Annotated in this window: 20 protein-coding genes; 8 read left to right on the forward strand and 12 right to left on the reverse strand. The window is 68.0% G+C overall.

Features of this window, described 5'->3' with window-relative positions; genetic code table 11:
- The first annotated feature begins 20 nt into the window (after positions 1-20).
- Genes EV646_RS14420 through EV646_RS14430 form a run of 3 tightly spaced genes read left to right on the forward strand, consistent with a single transcriptional unit; the run spans position 21 to position 2,358 of the window.
- Positions 21-428 carry a GntR family transcriptional regulator gene (locus tag EV646_RS14420; protein WP_132148556.1) on the forward strand — a complete coding sequence of 136 codons (408 nt, stop codon included), beginning with the start codon at positions 21-23 and terminating at the stop codon, positions 426-428.
- Complete coding sequence (locus EV646_RS14425; RefSeq protein ID WP_132148558.1) at positions 425-1,303, forward strand: ABC transporter ATP-binding protein; 879 nt, start codon at positions 425-427, stop codon at positions 1,301-1,303. The genes EV646_RS14420 and EV646_RS14425 overlap by 4 nt, the downstream gene beginning before the upstream one ends.
- Positions 1,300-2,358 (forward strand): ABC transporter permease, encoded by a 1,059-nt coding sequence (locus tag EV646_RS14430; protein ID WP_132148560.1) that lies wholly within the window; start codon positions 1,300-1,302, stop codon positions 2,356-2,358. Before EV646_RS14425 ends, EV646_RS14430 begins: the two co-directional genes overlap by 4 nt.
- Here the strand turns inward: EV646_RS14430 and EV646_RS14435 are convergent.
- From EV646_RS14435 to EV646_RS14460, 6 genes are all read right to left on the reverse strand, one after another.
- Entirely contained in the window at positions 2,324-3,577 is a 1,254-nt protein-coding gene (locus EV646_RS14435; RefSeq protein WP_132148562.1) for an APC family permease, read from the reverse strand. The genes EV646_RS14430 and EV646_RS14435 overlap by 35 nt on opposite strands.
- The gene (locus EV646_RS14440; protein WP_132148564.1) at positions 3,577-4,413 is read right to left on the reverse strand and encodes a class II fructose-bisphosphate aldolase; all 837 of its coding nucleotides are present in this window, start codon (positions 4,411-4,413) and stop codon (positions 3,577-3,579) included. The genes EV646_RS14435 and EV646_RS14440 overlap by 1 nt, the downstream gene beginning before the upstream one ends.
- 11 nt (positions 4,414-4,424) lie before the next feature.
- Positions 4,425-5,339 carry a 1-phosphofructokinase family hexose kinase gene (locus EV646_RS14445; protein WP_132148566.1) on the reverse strand — a complete coding sequence of 305 codons (915 nt, stop codon included), beginning with the start codon at positions 5,337-5,339 and terminating at the stop codon, positions 4,425-4,427.
- Positions 5,327-6,457, reverse strand: coding sequence for an N-acetylglucosamine-6-phosphate deacetylase (gene nagA / locus EV646_RS14450; RefSeq protein WP_132148568.1), 1,131 nt, complete (start codon positions 6,455-6,457; stop codon positions 5,327-5,329). The genes EV646_RS14445 and nagA overlap by 13 nt, the downstream gene beginning before the upstream one ends.
- Complete coding sequence (locus EV646_RS14455) at positions 6,454-7,407, reverse strand: ROK family protein (protein WP_241995947.1); 954 nt, start codon at positions 7,405-7,407, stop codon at positions 6,454-6,456. The genes nagA and EV646_RS14455 overlap by 4 nt, the downstream gene beginning before the upstream one ends.
- A gap of 144 nt (positions 7,408-7,551) precedes the next feature.
- Positions 7,552-8,175 (reverse strand): TetR family transcriptional regulator, encoded by a 624-nt coding sequence (locus EV646_RS14460; protein WP_132148570.1) that lies wholly within the window; start codon positions 8,173-8,175, stop codon positions 7,552-7,554.
- Positions 8,176-8,457: 282 nt separating this feature from the next.
- On the opposite strand from EV646_RS14460, the gene EV646_RS14465 reads away from it, so the two are divergent.
- The gene (locus EV646_RS14465) at positions 8,458-9,186 is read left to right on the forward strand and encodes a hotdog family protein (protein ID WP_132148572.1); all 729 of its coding nucleotides are present in this window, start codon (positions 8,458-8,460) and stop codon (positions 9,184-9,186) included.
- 10 nt (positions 9,187-9,196) lie between these two features.
- Here the strand turns inward: EV646_RS14465 and EV646_RS14470 are convergent, their stop codons facing one another.
- The 4 genes from EV646_RS14470 to EV646_RS14485 form a co-directional block, all read right to left on the reverse strand.
- A complete protein-coding gene (locus EV646_RS14470; protein WP_132148574.1) occupies positions 9,197-9,808 on the reverse strand; it encodes a CGNR zinc finger domain-containing protein in 612 nt (203 codons plus the stop codon).
- Positions 9,809-9,811: 3 nt separating this feature from the next.
- On the reverse strand, positions 9,812-10,768 hold the full coding sequence (locus EV646_RS14475; RefSeq protein ID WP_132148576.1) for an SPFH domain-containing protein: 957 nt from the start codon (positions 10,766-10,768) through the stop codon (positions 9,812-9,814).
- A complete protein-coding gene (locus tag EV646_RS14480; RefSeq protein ID WP_132148578.1) occupies positions 10,768-11,058 on the reverse strand; it encodes a hypothetical protein in 291 nt (96 codons plus the stop codon). Before EV646_RS14480 ends, EV646_RS14475 begins: the two co-directional genes overlap by 1 nt.
- 316 nt (positions 11,059-11,374) lie before the next feature.
- On the reverse strand, positions 11,375-12,100 hold the full coding sequence (locus tag EV646_RS14485) for a TetR/AcrR family transcriptional regulator (RefSeq protein WP_132148580.1): 726 nt from the start codon (positions 12,098-12,100) through the stop codon (positions 11,375-11,377).
- Positions 12,101-12,224: 124 nt separating this feature from the next.
- Here EV646_RS14485 and EV646_RS14490 point away from each other — a divergent pair, with 124 nt between their 5' ends.
- Positions 12,225-14,417: an MMPL family transporter gene (locus EV646_RS14490; protein WP_132148582.1), complete on the forward strand. Its 2,193-nt coding sequence runs from the start codon at positions 12,225-12,227 to the stop codon at positions 14,415-14,417.
- On the opposite strand, the gene pdxH is transcribed toward EV646_RS14490, so the two are convergent.
- Positions 14,366-15,007 carry a pyridoxamine 5'-phosphate oxidase gene (gene pdxH, locus EV646_RS14495; protein WP_241995949.1) on the reverse strand — a complete coding sequence of 214 codons (642 nt, stop codon included), beginning with the start codon at positions 15,005-15,007 and terminating at the stop codon, positions 14,366-14,368. The genes EV646_RS14490 and pdxH overlap by 52 nt on opposite strands.
- 114 nt (positions 15,008-15,121) lie before the next feature.
- Here pdxH and EV646_RS14500 point away from each other — a divergent pair, with 114 nt between their 5' ends.
- From EV646_RS14500 to EV646_RS14510, 3 genes are all read left to right on the forward strand, one after another.
- Positions 15,122-15,826, forward strand: coding sequence for a hypothetical protein (locus tag EV646_RS14500; RefSeq protein ID WP_132148584.1), 705 nt, complete (start codon positions 15,122-15,124; stop codon positions 15,824-15,826).
- 192 nt (positions 15,827-16,018) lie between these two features.
- Positions 16,019-17,131 (forward strand): citrate synthase 2, encoded by a 1,113-nt coding sequence (locus EV646_RS14505; RefSeq protein WP_132148586.1) that lies wholly within the window; start codon positions 16,019-16,021, stop codon positions 17,129-17,131.
- A gap of 24 nt (positions 17,132-17,155) precedes the next feature.
- Positions 17,156-17,812: a DUF2293 domain-containing protein gene (locus tag EV646_RS14510; RefSeq protein ID WP_132148588.1), complete on the forward strand. Its 657-nt coding sequence runs from the start codon at positions 17,156-17,158 to the stop codon at positions 17,810-17,812.
- A 110-nt stretch (positions 17,813-17,922) separates the two neighbouring features.
- On the opposite strand, the gene EV646_RS14515 is transcribed toward EV646_RS14510, so the two are convergent.
- On the reverse strand, positions 17,923-18,825 hold the full coding sequence (locus tag EV646_RS14515; RefSeq protein WP_241995950.1) for an AraC family transcriptional regulator: 903 nt from the start codon (positions 18,823-18,825) through the stop codon (positions 17,923-17,925).
- Positions 18,826-18,891 lie beyond the last annotated feature (66 nt).

The raw sequence follows: 18,891 nt of genomic DNA on the forward strand, positions 1-18,891 counted from the left end.
AGTGATAGTTACCTAGATGAATGGGGTTGGAGATGATCGAGTTCCATCTGGACGGCCGGTCGGGGGTTTCGCCGTACCAGCAGATCGTTCAACAGGTCCGGAACGCGTTGCGGCTCGGCCTGCTGCGGGAGGGGGATCAGTTGCCGACCGTGAAGGACGTGGTGGCCGCCCTGGCGATCAACCCGAACACGGTGCTGAAGGCGTATCGCGAGCTCGAGCACGAAGGGCTGGTGCAGGCCCGTCCAGGCCGCGGCACGTTTGTGACCCGCACGCTGACCGACAACACCCTCGCCGCCCACGGCCCACTCCGGCAGGACCTCCGCCGCTGGCTGACCAAGGCCCGCAAAGCCGGCCTCGACGACGAAAGCATCGAGGCCCTCTTCCTCACAACCTTTCGGACCGCCGCTCAGCAGGAGGACATAGCATGACCGCGGTTCTGCAGGCCCAGGCGTTGGGCAAAAAATACGGGCGCCGGTGGGCGTTGACCGATTGCGATCTTGAGGTTCCGGCTGGGCATGTGGTTGGCCTCGTCGGGCCGAATGGGGCGGGTAAGAGCACGTTGCTCAACCTGTCGGTGGGGATGTTGACGCCGACTGCCGGCTCGGTTGAGGTGCTCGGCGGGCCGGCCGGTGCGCAGCAGGCCAAGGTTGGGTACGTCGCTCAGGACACACCCACCTACAGCAGGCTGAGCGTGGCCGACCACCTGAAGCTGGGCGCCCGGCTCAACCCGGAATGGGACGATTCCCTTGCCCAGCAACGGATTCAGCACCTCCAGCTCGACCCGAAGCAACGCGCCGGCAAGCTCTCCGGCGGTCAGCGCGCCCAGCTCGCTCTGACGCTCGGACTGGCCAAGCGACCCGAGTTGCTGATCCTCGACGAGCCCGTCGCTGCCCTTGATCCACTGGCCCGGCGCGAGTTTCTCCAGGACTTGATGGAGGCCGTGGCCGAGCAGGAGTTGAGCGTCGTACTGTCCTCGCATCTGGTGTCCGATGTGGAGCGAGCGTGTGACTACTTGATCGTGCTGGTCGGCTCGCGGGTGCAGGTGAGCGGCGAGATCGACACCCTGCTGGCGACGCACTACCGACTGGTCGGGCCGCGCCGTGATGCGAAGAACCTGCCACGTGATCAGCACGTGGTGAGCGAGAGCCACACCGATCGGCAGTCGACGTTCCTGATCCGGACCGATCAGCCGATTCTCGACCCGGCCTGGACCGTTTCTCAACTCACGCTCGAGGATCTCGTGCTGGCGTACATGGGCCGCACCGCCCCGACCGAGCGACCTGTCTTGGAGGTACAGCGATGATCTGGCTGACCTGGCGGCAGTTCCGCGTTCAGCTCCTGGTAGTCGGCTCGGTGGTCCTGGCCGCGGCGATCTTCTTGGCCGTCACCGGTCCGGGTCTCGCGGACGACTATCAGCGGCTCACGACGACGTTCATCCGCAGTCTCGGGTTCCAGCGTCTCAACCCCGCGCTGTACGTGATCGGGCAGGTGCTGCTGTACGCCGTACCGCCGGTGATCGGGGCGTTCTGGGGCGCACCGCTGATCTCGCGCGAACTGGAAACCGGCACTCACCGGCTGGTGTGGAGCCAGAGCATCAGTCGCGGTCGATGGCTCGTCAGCAAGATGGCCTTCACCGGCCTCACCGCGGTCGCGATCACCGGACTGCTCAGCCTTGCCGTGACCTGGTGGGCCGATCCGATCGACGACGCGATCAACGCAGGGCAGGACTCGAACACCTACCTGCCGCGGATGTTCCCGCCAGTCTTCGGTGCTCGCGGGCTGGTCCCGGTCGGGTACGCCGCCTTCGCCTTCGCCCTCGGCGTGGCCGTCGGACTCGTCGTACGTCGTACTGTCGTCGCCCTCGCGGTGACGTTGGCCGCGGTGATCCTGGTGCAGGTTCTCGCGCCGACATTCATCCGGCCGCATCTGCTCGCGCCGACGGAGTCGTACCTCACCGTGACCCAGGACAACATCCGTGGCTTCATGATGTCCGGTCCGAATGGCAGGGTGGAGGAGATAGAGGTGGCATCCGGGGCTGTCGGCGCATGGAAGCTGTCCGACAAGACCGTCGACAAGGCCGGCAAGACGGTGGGCACGCTGCCGGATTGGGTGATCGACTGCGCGCCGCCCGCGCCCCCGGATTCGGCGAACGGCGTGGTGTCGTCCAACGGCGCCGTGTCGGCCAAGGCCGCTGCCTGCTACCAGCGGCTGGCCGACGAAGGCTACCGCCAGCACCTCAAGTACTTCACCGCCGACAAGTTCTGGCAAGTGCAGTGGCGGGAGTTCGGGTTCTTCCTGCTGCTGGCCTGTGCTCTGGCCGGGTTCAGTTTCTGGCGGATCCGGCGCGACTTGTCCTGAGTCGTCGTACCAGCAGGGCGCCGGCGAGGAGGGCCGCGGCGACGACTGCCGACGTCCACGGGAGGGTGACTGCGAGTACGACGCAGCCGACCAGGCCGATCACGTTGAGGGCGCGAGGCCAGCGACGTTGATCGGCCGGTTGGGTGAACGCCGAGGCGTTGGCGATCGCGTAGTACAGCAGGACGCCGAACGACGAGAAGCCGATCACACCCCGCAGGTCGGTGGTGAGCACGAGGATTCCGACGACCGCGGCCAGCGCGAGCTCGGCGTGGTGCGGCACCTGGAAGCGCGGATGTACGGCGGCCAGCCAGCTCGGCAGGTCGCCGTTGCGGGCCATGGCGAGGGTGGTGCGGCCGATGCCGGCGATCAGCGCGAGGAGTGCGCCGAGGCTGGCCAAAACCGCACCGACTCTGACGACTGGAACGGCCCAGGCCGAGCCGGCCGCGTCGACGGCTTGGGCCAAGGGTGCCGACTTGAAATCACCACCGAGCGTGAAAAGCAGCGCCAGGGCAACGAGCAAGTAGATGCCGATGGCAATGATCAGCGCTGCCGTGATCGCCCGGGGGATCGTTGTCTGTGGCTCGCGGACCTCCTCGCCCATGGTCGCGATCCGGGCATAGCCGGCGAAGGCGAAGAACAACAGGCCGGCTGCCTGCAGTACGCCGTACGGCGAAGCGTCACCGACCGAGGGCAGCTCGTGCTGTGGCGAGTTGCCGAACAGGATCACCAGGACGAGTGCGAGAACGATCAACGTGCAGGTGACCAGGATCCTGGTGAGACGCGCGGTCCGGGTGACGCCGCGATAGTTGACAGTTGCCAGACCGAGCACGGCGGCCAACGCTGCGAGCCGCCGCAGCCAGCCACCACCAGGTACGGCGTAGGTGGCGAAGGTGAGCGCCATCGCGGCACATGAGGCGGTCTTGCCCGCCACGAAACACCATCCGGCGGCGAAGCCCCACCACTCCCCCAGGCGCTCACGCCCGTAGACGTAAGTACCACCGGAGACCGGGTAGACCGCAGCCAACTGCGCCGACGACGCCGCGTTGCAGTAGGCAACGATCGCTGCGATCACCAGCCCGATCAAGAGCCCAGACCCAGCGGCCTGCGCCGCCGGTGCCCACACCGCAAATACCCCCGCCCCAACCATCGACCCGAGGCCGATCACCACCGCATCGAAGACTCCCAGCCTCCGCGCCAGAGGCGGCTGGCCGCTGGGCATCAGCTCGCCTTGAGGATCGCCAGCAGACGAGCTACCTCGGCGGCGATGGCGTCTCGGGCTGGGCCTAGGTATTTGCGAGTGTCGACCAGCGCCGGGTTGTCGGCGAGGGTTTGCCGGACTGACGCGGTGAAGACGTTGTTGAGGTGGGTGGCGATGTTGACCTTGGTCATGCCCGCTTCGACGGCGCGGGTGAGGTCGGGGTCGGCGACACCGGACGAGCCGTGCAGGACGAGGGGGACGGGCACCGCGGCGTGCAGTTCGGCGATGAGGTCGAAGTCGAGGGTTGCGGTGCGTTCGGTCATCGCGTGGGAGGAGCCAACTGCGACGGCGAGTGCGTCGACACCGGTCGCCTCGGCGAAGGCGACCGCCTCGTCGGGCCGGGTGCGAGCGCCGGGCGCATGTACGCCGTCCTTGCCGCCGACCTCGCCGATCTCGGCCTCGACGAAGACGCCGTGATCATGACAGTACGACGTGACCTCGCTGGTGGCGGCGACATTCTCGTCGTACTCGAGCTTCGACGCGTCGTACATGACCGATGTGAACCCGAGGGCGACGGCCTCGGTGACCAGGTCGCGGTCCATCGCGTGGTCGAGGTGTACGACGACCGGGACGGACGCGGCGGCCGCGGCGGCGAGGGTGGCGACGCCGATGGGCTTGAGCGAGCCGTGGTACTTCACCGCGTTCTCGCTGATCTGCAGGATGACCGGCGCACCGGCCTGCTCGGCGCCGGCGATCAAAGCGGTCGCGTGCTCCAACTGGATGACGTTGAACGCCCCGACCCCACGGCCGGCCTTGGCAGCGGCCAGCACGACCTCGGCCCCGGATACCAACGGCATGAGAACTCCTTCTAGTTGACGGCAACCTGAGGTTGCCAGCGCCGGTACGCGGCCAGATCGATGTCCCCGGCAACCGGCGTGAGCACAGCGGCAGCGGATGCGGCGACAGCAGACTTCAGTACGACGGACCAGTCGGGCTCCGGCGACTCCCCGACAGCCGCCGCGACGACCGCCGTACACGCATCGCCCGCGCCGGTCGGGTTCCCGAAAACCTTTTCTACCGGGAGCGCGCGCCAGACACCTTTGTGGCTGGCAGCAACCATTCCCCGCGATCCGTCGGTGATCACAGCCGCGGCGGCGCCTCGGGCAACCAGTTCCCGAGCTCCTTCTTCGACGGGAACGTCGCCAAGCGCCTCGCGCAACTCCGCAGCATTCGATCGCACCACAGCGCCGGCCTTCGCGGCCGCGGTGAGCGCATCGCCGCCGGCATCGATGACCGTGAGTACGTCGTGATGACGTGCGCGGACGGCGAGTTCGGCGTACGCATCCGCCGGCAGACCGGGCGGAAGACTGCCCGAGCAGGCCAGCACACCCAGCCGCGCCCACGGCATCCGGTCGGTGAACGCGCGCCACTCGTCGACGCTCACCGCTGGCCCGGCCTCGTTGAAGATCGTCGCGTCCCCGTCGGCACCGTTGACTATGGCAACAGTACGACGTGTCTCCCCGGCGATCGGGGTGAGCAGCGCGGTCAGCCCGGAATCGAAGAGTTCCTCCGCGACGACTTCACCAGTGACGCCGCCGACGAACCCGAGGACAAGCACCTGATGCCCGAGCGTCGATGCGACCCGGGCAACGTTGACTCCCTTGCCGCCGGCCCGCTGCCGGATCGCGCCGACGCGGTGGCTGCCGCCGACGACGAGTTCGTCGACCTCGTAGGTGACGTCCAGCGCGAGGTTGAGGGTAACGGTTCCTATCAGTCCAGCCACGAGCCGGCCCGCATCACCTTCTGGACGGCGTACTCGTCGTCCAGGATCACCAGGTCCGCCCGCTTACCCGTCTCGATGGCGCCGACGTCGTACCAGCCGAACGTCTGCGCCGGCGTCGTCGACGCCATCCGGGAAGCGTCCACCAGCGAGACACCCGACTTCACCGCGTTGGCGTAGGCAACGTCCATCGTCAAGGTGCTGCCGGCAATCGAATGCTTGCCGTGGGCAAGCGTCACCAGACCTTCCTTGACGTCCACCTCGAGGGTCCCGAGCGTGTACCGGCCGTCCGGCATCCCGGTCGCCTCCATCGCGTCCGTGATCAACGCGATCCGGCCCACCCCCGCGGCGGCCAGGGCGACCCGGACCACCTGCGGATCCAGGTGCATGCCGTCGTTGATCACCTCGAGCAGCAGCCGCTCGTCGTTGATCGCGGCACCAACCGGCCCTGGGTCGCGGTGATGGAACGGCCGCATCCCGTTGAACAAGTGCGTCGCCACCGTTGCGCCAGCGTCGGCACCCGCGATCATCTGCTCGTACGTCGCGTCGGTGTGGCCCAGTGCAGCCACCGCCCCGGCGTCGACCACCTGCCGGATCGCGTCCAGCCCGTGCTCCAGCTCCGGCGCGATGGTCACCATCTTCACCGCGCCGCTCAGCACCTTGGCCACATCGTCCGCGACTGGATCACGCAGCAGCGACGGCTCGTGCGCACCACACCGAGCCTCGGACAGGAACGGCCCTTCCAGATGCACCCCGGCGATCACCCCATCGGCGACGAGGTCCGCGAGGCACGCGGTCTGCGAGACCAGGTCATCCAGCGGCGACGTGACCAGGCTGGCGAGCGTGGTCGTCGTACCGTGCCTGGCGTGGAAGGCCGCGACCTTGCGCGCCTCCTCCGGATCGGTCGTCGAGTACGTCGACCCGCCACCACCGTGAGTGTGGATGTCGACGAACCCCGGGACAACCGTCACGTCGCCCAGCTCCTCCGGCCGCTTGCCGTCGGCCGGCATCCCCTCGGACCGGCGGCCGAAGGCGAGGATGTCCTCGTCGACCACCTGGATCCACGCGTTCTCCAGCACGTCGTCCGGCGTGACGAGCCGGCCCACGCGATACGTCGTCATACCGTCTGCTCCCCACTCTCGTCGGCGGCCACCCGGTCCCAGGCCATTTGCGCGGCGCCGAGGCAACCGGCCTCCTCACCCAGTACGGCGGCGACGATCTCCGGCTCGCGCTGGAACGTCAGCCGGGCATGGATGCCGTCGCGGAGTGGCTGCAGCAGCGTCTCGCCTGCTCCTACCAGTCCACCACCGATCGCGATCCGCGTGGGAGCGACCAGGGTGGTGTAGAGGACGAGTGCGTCGACCAGCACGGTCAGTGCGTCGTCCCACACCTGTGCCGCGTCCGGATCGCCGGCTGCGAGCAGCTCCAGCACCTCTCGGGCGCCGTCCACAGTCCGGCCGGTGCGAGCGCCGTACCGGCGGGCCAGCGCGGCTGCGGAGGCGACTGTCTCCAGACAGCCCCACTGGCCGCAGGCGCACTGCTCTGCGGCGTCGCCGTGGATGAAGCGGGTGTGGCCGAGTTCTCCGGCGTAGCCGTCGCCGCTGACCAGCGAGCCGTCGATCACCATCGCGGCGGCGATCCCGGTGCCGAGCGGAAGGAAGAGCGAGTTCGTGGTCCCGGTGAGCGCGCCCTGGCGGAGCTCGGCGTACCCACCGGCGCGGACGTCGTGGGCCAGCACGATCGGCCGGTCCTCGCCGATCGCGGCCTTCAGTTCGGCGAGCACCGGCGTACTGACCCAGGCCAGGTTCTCGGCGCTGACCGTGCCGGTCGCCGCGTCGATGATGCCGGGCACGACCACACCGACAGCGCGGACCCGATGGCCATCGGCGGTCGCCTTCTGGCCGAGCTCGACGACGGTTTCCAGCAGGGCGTCGAGGATTGGCCGGCCGCCGGCTTCCCGGGGCGTCGGCCTGGTTTCGCGATGCAGCACGGCACCGTCGGCGGCGACCAGGCCGCACTTCATCCGGGTTCCACCGAGATCGACGGCGACCACGACTTCACAGGGGTCCACGGAGCGCCATTATGCAGCGTTAACCTGCCCTCCGAACATCCGTGAGCAATTATTGGACAACTCCGACCAGACCTCTGACGATGCTGGTTCAGTTGCGTCCGAAGGCCCGCGGGCAGGAACCGCGGGTTTACGGACGCAACCGGATCAGGAGCGCAGGCCCTTGTCGAACGCCGCCACCAAGAAGGCGATCAGATTCTCGGCCAGCTTGCTCGGGTCCTCGTCCTCCGCCACACCAGGCGTGCGCGACAGCGCCTGGGACTGGTGCAGTGCGAGCAGACCGAGCATGTTCACGTAGCCGAACGCGACAGACTCGGGCGCCGCCTGCGGCAAGGCAGCCTGGAGTGCGGACAGGTACCGCGACTCGATCGGATCGGATTCCGCGGCGTACAGGTCGCGGATCCGCTGGCTCGGATCGAAGGCGATCCGGCCGATGAAGCGGGCGACCACCGCCCCGCGCTCACCGCGGCGCAGGACGAGATCCAGACCGGGCTCGATGAACGCACGGATCAGTTGCTCCGGCGTCGGCGAGCCGGCCTCCAGTTGGTCCAGCCGGCGCCGCCGTTCGGTGTTGACCGGCGCCATCGCGCGCGCCACCGCCGCGCGCAGCAGCGCTTCCTTCGAGCCGAAGTGATAGTTCACCGCCGCGATGTTCGCGGCTGCCGCAACCGTGATGGCGCGGAGTGAGGTCCCCTCGTAACCCCCTTCGCCGAACCGCTGCTCGGCGACGTTGAGCAGTCTCTCCCTGGTCGTTTCGACCGGTGTCTCCACAGAGTTCTCCTTCCCCCCGGCCACTGCTTGCTCAGGCACCCCACCTGCTCACTCGCCGTAGCCTTAAGTCAGCATAGTTCAAGCGGTCGTTTGAACAGGAGTGCTCAGCTCAGTAATCTCCGAGAATTCCTCAGATTTCTCTGGATCTCCTTCTTCCCCAGCCTTCTCAGTACTCACACTTCCCCACAGCCGCCCCATCTACCCACGTCCTGGGCCTCGAGCTTGTGATTACTCTTCGTGGCCGAATGGGCGGTGTACGTGATGGCGTTAAGGTCGGGGGCCATGAGTGAGCAGGTGGTTCGGGTCGGCCGGCGGTTTCAGGGACCGGCGCAGTCCGGGAACGGCGGCTATGTCGCCGGCCGCGTGGGAACTGTGCTTGCCGAGCAGCTCGGTGACGGCATGGTGGCGCAGGTGACCTTGCGGATGCCGCCGCCGCTCGAGCGGGACTTGGCTCTTGCCGCCGATGGTTCGGGGGCTCAGCTGCTGTCGGGCGAGGACGTGGTTGCGGTCGGCAAGCCCGTCGAGGCCGAGTTCCTCGCCGACGCGACGATCGACCCGGTGTCACCCGAGGAGGCTCGCGCGGCTGAGGCGTCGTACCGGGGATTGAAGAATCACCCGTTCCCGACCTGCTTTGTCTGCGGGCCGGCCAACTCAGCTGGACTCCAACTGAAGCCCGGTCCGTTGGGTGATGGGCGTACGGCGTGCACCTGGCGACCGACGGCCGACCTCGCGACCGGCGACTTGGTGGATGCCGTCTTCCTGTGGGCCGCGCTCGACTGCCCGGGTGGATGGGCGATCGATCTGGAGGGCCGGCCGTCGGTGCTTGGCCAGATCACCGCGTGCATCGACGCACGTCCGCCGGCCGGTGAGGCCTGCGTGGCGCTCGGCCGCTACCTCGGCGAGGACGGCCGGAAAACGTTCACTGCCACGACTCTGTACGACGCTGATGGCCGCGTGCTGGCCCGAGCGCGGCAGACCTGGATCACTGTGGACCCGGCGCTCTTCAACTAACGCTCGCGAACTAACGCGCGCGGGCGGCGTGGGCGCGGACCTTGGCCCGGTTGCCGCACGTCGCCATCGAGCACCAGCGCCGGCGACCGCGCGGATCGAGGAAGAGCCAGCCGCACGACTCGCCCGGGCAACGGCGCACGTGAGCCAGCGACGGGCCAGTCAGCAGCTCACCGGCCAGCAGCGCGATGTTGTCCAGCGGCTTGACCAGATCCTCCGGCAGCTCCCACACAGCGCCGTCGTCCGTCGGCACGAGTTGGCGGCGCCCGGAGGCCTTCTCGATCACCCGTGCCGCGCCCTCGAACGAACCACCTGTCGCCTGGCCGGTCAGCACGTCGTACAGGTCGGTCCTGAACTCCAGCGCCGCGTGCAGCCGCCGCGCCGCCTCGGTCGGCTTGCCACTGGCTTGCTCGATGAGGCGGAACACGGTGGCTGCCGGCAGCAGGCCGACGTACGAGTTCCAGATCAGGAAGGCCTCGTACGACGTCAGCCACTCGGTCCGGGCCGGGTCGCGACCGGTCCAGTCCGAGCGGGTGTTGACGAAGTCGAGGACCGGGTCCGCGCCGACCGGCTTGGGCAGGACGACGCCCTGCACGAGCTCGAGGTGTGACGGCAGCCCGGTCATGGGTTACCTGGGGGTGGTCGTGGCGGTGGTCGGCACCGGGATGCTGACGTTGCCGTTCTGCGGGATGACCATGAACTGGATCTTGCCCGACTCGATCGCCGTCTTCAGCAGGTAGCCCTGCGAGCCCAGCAGCGCGACCTGCTGCTTGACCGACTGCAGCTCGACGTTGACCTGCTGGTTCTTCTGCTCCTGCGTCGCCTTGGCCAGCTCGGCCCGCTGCTTGGCCTCCAGTCCGTCGATGATGCCCTTGTCCAGCGGCGTCGGCTTCTGGATGGTGAAGGACAGCTCGCCGCAAGCGTTGTTCCCGGTGTACGACGGGCCGCAGAAGTAGTCACCACCGACGGCAGCCGGCAGCAACCGGGTGAACTCCTTGGCCGCGGCGGTCTGGAAGGCGGACTTCTTCGCCTCGTTGTTGTAGAGCTCGGCCCAGTTGTAGTTGGTCCCGACGGCCGCCAGCGCGCGGTCGATCTGCGGCCGGAAGTAGGCCTGCAGCATGTCGTTCCAGCCGCTGTCGGTGTAGGCGTCGGTCTTGAGGCCGATCCGCTCGTGGAACGACTTCAGCACGTCTTCGCTGCGGTTGAGGGTGAAGTACACCTGCACCCGGACCCCGAGCCGGACGTTGTCCTTGCTGACCACCGTGACCTCGTCGGCGTTGTCGGTGTCCGCGCCGGCGCCGCCGATGATGTACGAGCGCTGGTCGATCGGGTAGTCGTAGACGGTGTCGCCCGGGCCGATCAGCTTGTTCGTCGAGCCGGGCGGGATGATCGACTTGAACTTCTTGTCCTCGACCACGCCGCCGCCGTAGTGCAGACCGATCTTGTTCGCATCGGTGTCGGCGAAGTTGAAGATGTTGAACAGGATGATGAGCAGGATCACCGCCGCGATCGCCCCGCCGATCACCTTGCCCTTGATCCCGCCCCTCCTGGCGACTGCCGCCCCCGTGTTCCCCAGCTTTACCATCAGTCGTCGAGCTCCTTGCGTTCTACCAGTCGCCGTACGTCGGCGAGCGTCAGGTCGACGGCGACCGCGACATCCCGCGGCACCGACGGATGCGAGCTGAGCGTACGCAAGCCCTGCTCGGCAGCCGCGATCGCCCGCTCGAGCGCCCTGACCTCGTGCAGCAGCGCCCGGTTCTCGGCGTTGAGCTCGGCCAGGGCCCGCTCCGCCTGGGCGGCCCGGCGGTACGACGCCCACGCGAACCAGCCGGTTCCGATCAGCAGCAGGAGTGCGGGGAGACCGAGTCTGATCATGTCTCTTATGGGATCACGTTCCGGGCTTCATCTGTGGGCGAAAACCGGTTGAACGGGAGACCTTCGGACAGTAGGTTCGCAGTACACGCGAAGGGAGGTGGTCCAACGCATGAATTGCTATCGGACTCGTGAGGTGGCGGCGGGCTAACCGCCAACCACTAAATGTGGGCATGTGGTCGGCCAATCCAACGCCAGCCACCGGGCCCGCGGGCAGTCAGGTCAGTCCGCCTGACCCAGAGTTCCGGCCACCCGGTCGGTGATTCTGGAAGCGCCCGCGGGCTTCCTTATTCGCTGTCTGGCTTACTCGCTGTCTGGCTTACTCCCAGTCTGGTGGCGGGCAGTCGAGGCCTAGCGCTTCGCCCATCTCCAGCATCTGGGCCTCGAAGTACGCGCCGGCGTCGTCCAGCGCCCAATGCAGCTGGCCGAAGGCTTCCATGCAGATCAGGCCGTAGAGCCTGGTCCAGAAGTTCAGCGCCAGGTAGATCGCGCCGGGCGGCATGCCTTCGAAGTACTCCGACCGTTGCCGCAACTGCTTGAGCAACACCGGGCCGAGGTCGTTGTCACTCGGGCACGGGAACGGTTGCTGCGCCCAGACCTGCGCGACCAGTTCTTTGAACACCGCGCCGAACCGCATGGCCGCCTGATGGTCAGGCCTTTGCTGGTGATTGAGCGCCAGCGGGTCCGGCACCGGCGTACCGAACATCAGCCCGAACTCGGCCGGATGACCCAGCGCCCAGATCCGGAGCCCGGCCGCGACCAGGTAGAGGCGCGTGCCGACATCCGCGTCCGGGTCGCCGTCGCGGATCTCCTCCAGTACGCCGGTCAGCTCGTCGTACAGGTCCGAGATCAGCGCGGTCATCAGGGCGTCGTGGCTGTCGAAGTACCGGTACAGCGCGGGCGGGGTCAGGCCGAGGCGGCGGGCGACCGCGCGCAGGCCGACCGCCGCGGCGCCGCCCTCGATCAACTGCAGCCGGGCGGCGGACTTGATCTCCGCGATCGTCGCGGCTCTCCGCCGATCCCGTCCGGTCCCGCCTACGTCCACACCGGCTCCTCGCTCTCCTCGCTTGACATGACTGCACACCGTCCGATTAGAGTGAACACCGTTAACAGTTAACGCTGTTCACGCTTTCGACCGCCTCTCAATCTACGCCCTGGGGGAGAGTTTCGTGTTCGAGACGCTCGGCCGCTTCACGTATCGGCGCCGCCGCCTGGTGCTGGCTCTGACGGCAGCCTTCGTCGCCGTCGGACTGGCGTGGGGCACCGGCGTGTTCGGCTCGCTGGCGAACGGCGGCTTCGACGCCCCAGACACCGAGGCGTCGCGCGCGGTCGAGACGATCGAGCAGAGCGTCGGCCGCACCGGCACGGACGTGGTCGTGCTCTACCACAGCTCCGATCGGACCGTCGCCGATCCAGCGTTCCGGGAGTCCGTCTCGCAGCACCTGTCGGCGCTGCCGTCGCAGGATGTCGTCGCGACTCAGACGTACTGGAGCACCCGCTCCCCCGCCTTCGTCTCGAAGGACCAGCACAGCACGTACGCCGTACTGACGCTGGCCGGCGCGGAGCCGGAGGAACGGCTGGAGGCCTTCCACAAGATCGCCGCTCAGGTCCGGACGTCACCACCAGGGCTGGATGCGAAGGTCGGCGGTGAGGTCGCGCTGTTCGAGGAGGTGAACACGCAGACCGAGCACGACATCGTGCGGGCCGAGACGATCTCGACGCCGATCGTGCTGGTGCTGCTGGTGGTCGTATTCGGTGGTCTGGTCGCGGCCAGCCTGCCGCTGTTCGTCGGCGCGCTGGCGATCCTGGGCGCCTTCGTGCTGCTGCGTGGACTGTCGGCGATCACCGACGTGTCGATCTTCTCGATCAACCTCGTGACGATGATCGGGCTCGGGCTGGCGATCGACTACGCGTTGTTCATGGTCACCCGGTTCCGCGAAGAGCTTGCCAAGGGCAAGGATGTTGAGGACGCGCTGGCGGCGACGATGGCGACGGCCGGACGGACGGTCGCCTTCTCTGGTGTGACCGTCGGCGTCGCGATCAGCAGCCTGGTGCTGTTCCCGGTGATGTTCCTGCGCTCGATGGCGTACGGCGGTGCGGCCGCGGTGGCTGTCGCGATGGTCGCGGCGTTGACGGCGTTGCCGGCGCTGCTCGCCGTGCTGGGGCATCGGGTGAACAGTTTGCGGCTGCCGTTTCTTCGATCTCGGGCCGTTGGGGTTGCCGAGCACGGAGCCTGGTATCGACTGGCGCACAATGTGATGCGGCGGCCGGTGCGGTATGTGCTGGTGTTGGTTCCGGTCCTGCTGGTGCTCGGGATCCCCTTCCTGCAGGCGCAGTTGGGCGGGGTGGATCATCGGGTGCTGCCGAGTGGCGCGACGTCCCGGACGGTGACGGAGACGCTGCAGCGGGACTTCGCCGAGGCCGGTGGCTCCGACATCTTCGTGGCCGTGCGGTTCGACTCGCCACCAGCCGATCCTTCGGCCGCGCTGTCCGGATATGTGGGCTCGCTCGGAGAGATCCGTGACGTCGACTACGTGCGGATCGGCGGTTACAAGGACGGTGTCGCCTCGGTAGTCGTGCACACGCACTTCACGGGGCAGGAGTTGCAGGCGCGGGACGTCGTACACGCCGTACGGGCGCTGCAGCCACCAGCCGGGACGCAGACCGAGGTCGGTGGCGAGACGGCGACCGTGATCGACCTGCTGGACGTGCTGGCCGAGCGGGCGCCGTGGATGGCGGCGTTCATCGTGCTGGTGACGTTCGTGCTGCTGTTCGTTGCCTTCGGCTCCTTTGTGCTGCCCGCGAAGGCGCTGGTGATGAATGTCCTGTCGCTGTCGGCGGCGTTCGGCGCAATGGTGTGGATCTTCCAGGACGGTCACCTGTCCGGCCTGCTCGACTTCACCTCGGCGGGGTTCCTCGACGCCACCAATCCGGTGCTGCTGTTCGCCGTACTGTTCGGGCTGTCGATGGACTACGAGGTGTTCCTGCTGTCCCGGATCCGCGAGGAGTACGACCAGACCGGCGACAACACGCAGGCGGTCGCGCTCGGACTGCAGCGGACCGGCGGGATCATCACCAGCGCGGCGTTGCTGCTGATCATCGTGGTGGCCGCGTTCTCCACGTCGGGCATCGTGTTCGTGAAGATGATCGGGGTCGGCCTGGTGATCGCGATCGCCCTGGACGCGACGATCGTACGGGCGCTACTGGTGCCGGCGACGATGCGGCTGCTCGGTCGCCTCAACTGGTGGGCGCCGGCGCCGCTGGTGCGATGGTGGGAGCGGTACGGATTCCGGGAATCCCCTTCAGTCGATCAGGGCTGGAGCCGTTCGAGCTCCCAAGAATCGGAGCTGGTGCGGCGGTAAGCGAGGCGGTCATGCAGCCGGCCGGTCCGGCCCTGCCAGAACTCGAAGGTGTGCGGGTAGACGAGATAGCCGCCCCAGAAGTACGGCGTAGAGATCTCGGTGCCTTCTGGCCACTGACGCTCGTACGACTCGTACTGAAGGTCGAGCTCTTCGCGGGACTCGACCGGCTGACTCTGCTGCGACGCCCATGCGCCGAGCTTCGACTCCCGCGGACGGCTGGCGAAGTACGCGTCGACCTCCTCGGTCGGGAGCTTGCTCGCCGTACCTTCGACGCGGACCTGGCGTTCCATCGCGTGCCAGGGGAAGACGAGGGCGCAGTGCGGGTTGCTGGCAAGGTCGTCGGCCTTGCGGGACTGCTGGTTGGTGTAGAACACGAACCCGCGAGCGTCCAAGCCTTTGAGGAGGACAGTCCGCGCGGACGGCTTGCCCTCGTGGTCGGCGGTGGCCAGCACCATCGCGTTCGGCTCCGGCAGGCCGGCCTCGGTCGCCTGCTTCAGCCAAGTCCCGAACTGGACGACCGGGTCCGGGTCGACCTGACTCTCGAGCAGCTCACCCAGTCCGTACACCCGCCGCATCTCCGCAAGATCCACACCCCGAGCCTACAAACCCGACTGCATGGAGGGGTGGCGGTGGGTTTCGGCCCGGGATTGCGGCGCGCCGTGTGGCCGGTGGTGGTGACCGGTTGGAGGTTTACGCTCGTCGGCATGCCCGCCAAGCCCATTCCCGGCCTGGGCCTCGTGCTCGGGATCCTGCTCGGTTACGTCGACATCGTCTTGGGGTCGTACGCCGCCTACCGGCTGGCCGCCACTCGCCAGGTCACGTTCGACAGCGCCCTCACCAACGGTGTGCAGTGGTTCGCGCTGCTGCTCGGTCTCGCTGTCATCACAGGTCTGGTGATGGCCCCACGGCGGATCGGCGCCGGTGTCATGGTCGGCGCGGGCGCGCTGATGACGCTCGCCGGTCTGGCCTTCCAGCTTCTGCCGCTGGGTGACACGCGCGATCTGATCAAGGTGTTCACGTTGCCCGGCTCCAGGTTCCTGCCGTACTTGCTGCTCGACGGCTCGGTGATGTTCATGGGCGCGATCTTCCTCGTCGGCGGCATCGGGCGCTGGGTCTCGGACGCCAAGGTCGTCAACCAGTTGGGCGGCCGGCTACAGGACGGCGGCTACAACCCGACGTACCCGGGGCAGCAACCCCAGCAGTGGGGCGGCTACCCGGGCCAGCAGCAACAACCCCTGCATCCCAGCCAGCAGCCGGGCAGCTACCCGGTCCAGCAACAGCAAGGCGGCTACCACCCAGGACAGCCCCACGCCGGACAGCCCCAGCCAGGTCAGACTCAGCCGGGCCAGCACCAGCCGGGCCAGCAATCAGCCGGCGGTTACCCAGGTCAGCAACAGCCGCCACGGTAAGAGCCACCCTCGTTTCCTGGACCCAACTGCCGTTGCCTGCCGTGATGCGTCGCGGGCTGTCGGCCGCGACCTGCCGACCGGGTCACAGATCTGTCCGGGGGTCGTCGGGGAGAACTATGCTGCCTGAGCGCCTAACGGCGCGCCGGGCGCTGGTGGGGCTGGGTGCGCCGAACACGAGGACGAGGGAGTCGCATGTCAGATCCGAGGACCGAGGTGCAGCACGGGCTGGAAGGCGTGGTCGCGTTCGACACGCAGATCGCCGAGCCGGACAAGGAAGGTTCGGCGCTGCGATACCGCGGCGTGGACATCGAGGACCTGGTCGGCCGGGTGCCGTTCGAGAACGTCTGGGGCCTGCTCGTCGACGGTGCCTTCACTCCCGGTCTGCCGCCGGCCGAGCCGTTCCCGCTGCCGGTCCACACCGGTGACGTGCGCGTGGACGTGCAGTCCGCGCTGGCGATGCTCGCACCCGCCTGGGGACTGCGGCCGCTCTACGACATCGACGACGTACAGGCGCGGGAGGACCTCTCTCGCGCGGCGGTGATGGCACTGTCGTACGTCGCTCAGGCGGCTCGGGGCATCGGGCAACCAATGGTCCCGCAACGCGAGGTGGACAAGGCGAAGACGATCACCGAGCGGTTCATGATCCGCTGGCGTGGCGAGCCGGACCCCAAGCACGTCAAGGCGGTCGACGCGTACTGGACCTCCGCGGCCGAGCACGGCATGAACGCCTCGACCTTCACGGCCCGAGTGATCGCGTCGACCGGTGCTGACGTCGCTGCTGCGCTGTCCGGCGCGGTGGGGGCGATGTCGGGGCCGCTGCACGGTGGTGCGCCGGCGCGCGTACTGACGATGATCGAGGGCGTGGAGCGCTCTGGTGATGCGCGTGCCTACGTGAAGGGCCTGCTGGATGCCGGCGAACGGCTGATGGGCTTCGGCCACCGCGTGTACCGGGCGGAGGACCCTCGAGCCCGAGTGCTTCGCCGTACGGCGCGTGAGCTCAACGCACCGCGCTACGAGGTCGCTGAGGCACTGGAGCAGGCCGCGCTCACCGAACTGCGCGAGCGTCGTCCGGACCGGGTGCTGGAGACGAACGTGGAGTTCTGGGCCGCGATCGTGCTGGACTTCGCGGAGGTACCGCCGCCGATGTTCACGTCGATGTTCACCTGCGCGCGGACAGCCGGGTGGAGTGCGCACGTACTCGAGCAGAAGCGCACCGGCCGCCTCATCCGCCCCTCCGCCATCTACTCCGGCCCCGCCACCCGGCCCGCTACCTCGATAGAAGGCTGGAACCCAGCCTGGGCGTGAGCTTCAGATGTGAGGTTGTTGGACATGAAGCCGGGCGACTTACTGGTGATCTCGCCGGTCAAGGAATTCACCTGCGCGGACTGCGGGACGACCGAGGCAGATCTGATGCGGCTGGAGAACGAGGCGCCGCTTTGCCTCCACTGCGCGGATCTCGATCACCTCGTCTTCCTGCCGTCGGGCAACACCGCGCTGACGCGGCGTGCTCGGAAGGCGAGCATGTTGTCGGCGGTCGTGGTCCGGTGGAGCCGGGCGCGAAAGCGCTACGAACGCCAGGGCGTCCTGGTCGAACAACCCGCACTGGAGTTGGCCGAGGAGCAGTGCCTCGCGGACGAGGACATCCGCGCCCGGCAGCGTGAACGGTCACGGGAGCGGCGCGCACTCGAGGACGTCGACTTCCAGCGGCGACTGGCGGCGGAGATTGTGCGCCTGTTCCCTGCCTGTCCGGCCTCGCGTGCGCAGGCAATCGCGGAGCATGCCGGGACGCGCAGTAGCGGACGGGTCGGCCGATCGGCGGCCGGCCGGGCTCTCGAGGAGAACGCCGTCACACTTGCGGTGGTCGCGTCCATCCGACACGAGGACACGTCGTACGACGAACTCCTGATGGCTGGCGTTGGTCGTCAGGACGCGCGTGACCAGATCCGCGAGCAACTGGACGAGGTGCTCACCCGCTGGCGTGCCTAGCCTCTCCCGCTGCGCGAACCCAAACGCCACCTGGGTCTGGGGCCTCCTCGCAGCTCATCCGGCCCACGCCGGTTGAACTTGGCGGCCTGGCTCGGGGCGCGGCGGGTGCTTTAGCGGTCTTGGCTTGGGGTGCGGCCGGTGCGTTGTTTGTACTGGCGGCTGAAGTACGGGACGTCCGTGTAGCCGAGGGCAGCGGCGGTCTGGGTGACCGTCATGCCGGTTTCAGTGAGCAACTGGTGGGCGCGGTCGATCCTGGACTGGATGAGGTACTGCGCCGGCGACATGCCGAGCTGGGCGACGAAGCGGCGGGTGAACTGGGCCCTGGAGAGCGCGGCCCGGCGAGCCATCTCCCCCACGGTCCAGTCGTGCCCCGGGTCCTGGCGGATCAGCCGTGCGACCTCGTCGACGGCACCATCGGTCGCGTTCCGGCCAGGGTTATACACGGCGTCCCAGATCATCCCCAGCAGCTGCTCCAGACACAGCTCAGCCTGACGCCGTCCGAGCGCATCCTGCCTCCGGTACGACGCATCGCTCGTACGCGCCAGCACCCCCAGCAACTCCCGGTCCATCACCTCCCCCCACCGAGGCGCCGGCACCACCCCAGCTCCCGGCCCGCCAACCCCAGAACCTTCGACCCCAGAACCTTCGACCCCAGACCCTTCGACGGCCGACCTTTCGGCCCCGGACCTTTCGACGGCTGACCTTTCGGGGCCGGACCTTTCGGGGTTGGATTCTTCGACGTCGAAGTGCATGCCGAAGACGAGTAGGCGCCGGCGTGGGTCGTGGCTGGCGGTGGGGGCGTCGCCGGGGGCGAAGACGGCACAGATGCCGGGGTGGAGATCTTGCTCCTCGCCGTCGAGCTCCAGCCGACCCCGCCCGTCCAGCACACACCAGAGCAGGTGGTCCGGCAGCGGCCGCGACGCCCACGACCAGCTGGGCTCGCACCGCCAGAACGTCGGCGCCGACAGCAGACGGAGAGTCAGTGGTTCACCGGCGGCCACAGGATGCGTCAATAGTTCAACTCCTTGCGTCGATCTTCCGTGGCTGAGCAGAGTCGTCGGCTCGGACAATTGCAGTGT

It is taken from the genome of Kribbella antiqua (assembly GCF_004345665.1).
Lineage (GTDB): Bacteria > Actinomycetota > Actinomycetes > Propionibacteriales > Kribbellaceae > Kribbella > Kribbella antiqua.

Excerpts from the sequence above, each read along its gene's own strand:
- EV646_RS14470 (WP_132148574.1), bottom strand. The coding sequence starts at position 9,808 with ATGACCGGGCTGCCGTCACACCTCGAGCTCGTGCAGGGCGTCGTCCTG.
- EV646_RS14505 (WP_132148586.1), top strand. The coding sequence starts at position 16,019 with ATGTCAGATCCGAGGACCGAGGTGCAGCACGGGCTGGAAGGCGTGGTC.
- EV646_RS14430 (WP_132148560.1), top strand. The coding sequence starts at position 1,300 with ATGATCTGGCTGACCTGGCGGCAGTTCCGCGTTCAGCTCCTGGTAGTC.
- EV646_RS14420 (WP_132148556.1), top strand. The coding sequence starts at position 21 with ATGGGGTTGGAGATGATCGAGTTCCATCTGGACGGCCGGTCGGGGGTT.
- EV646_RS14500 (WP_132148584.1), top strand. The coding sequence starts at position 15,122 with ATGCCCGCCAAGCCCATTCCCGGCCTGGGCCTCGTGCTCGGGATCCTG.
- EV646_RS14435 (WP_132148562.1), bottom strand. The coding sequence starts at position 3,577 with ATGCCCAGCGGCCAGCCGCCTCTGGCGCGGAGGCTGGGAGTCTTCGAT.
- EV646_RS14480 (WP_132148578.1), bottom strand. The coding sequence starts at position 11,058 with ATGATCAGACTCGGTCTCCCCGCACTCCTGCTGCTGATCGGAACCGGC.
- EV646_RS14475 (WP_132148576.1), bottom strand. The coding sequence starts at position 10,768 with ATGGTAAAGCTGGGGAACACGGGGGCGGCAGTCGCCAGGAGGGGCGGG.
- EV646_RS14465 (WP_132148572.1), top strand. The coding sequence starts at position 8,458 with ATGAGTGAGCAGGTGGTTCGGGTCGGCCGGCGGTTTCAGGGACCGGCG.
- EV646_RS14510 (WP_132148588.1), top strand. The coding sequence starts at position 17,156 with ATGAAGCCGGGCGACTTACTGGTGATCTCGCCGGTCAAGGAATTCACC.
- EV646_RS14425 (WP_132148558.1), top strand. The coding sequence starts at position 425 with ATGACCGCGGTTCTGCAGGCCCAGGCGTTGGGCAAAAAATACGGGCGC.
- nagA (WP_132148568.1), bottom strand. The coding sequence starts at position 6,457 with ATGACGACGTATCGCGTGGGCCGGCTCGTCACGCCGGACGACGTGCTG.
- EV646_RS14440 (WP_132148564.1), bottom strand. The coding sequence starts at position 4,413 with ATGCCGTTGGTATCCGGGGCCGAGGTCGTGCTGGCCGCTGCCAAGGCC.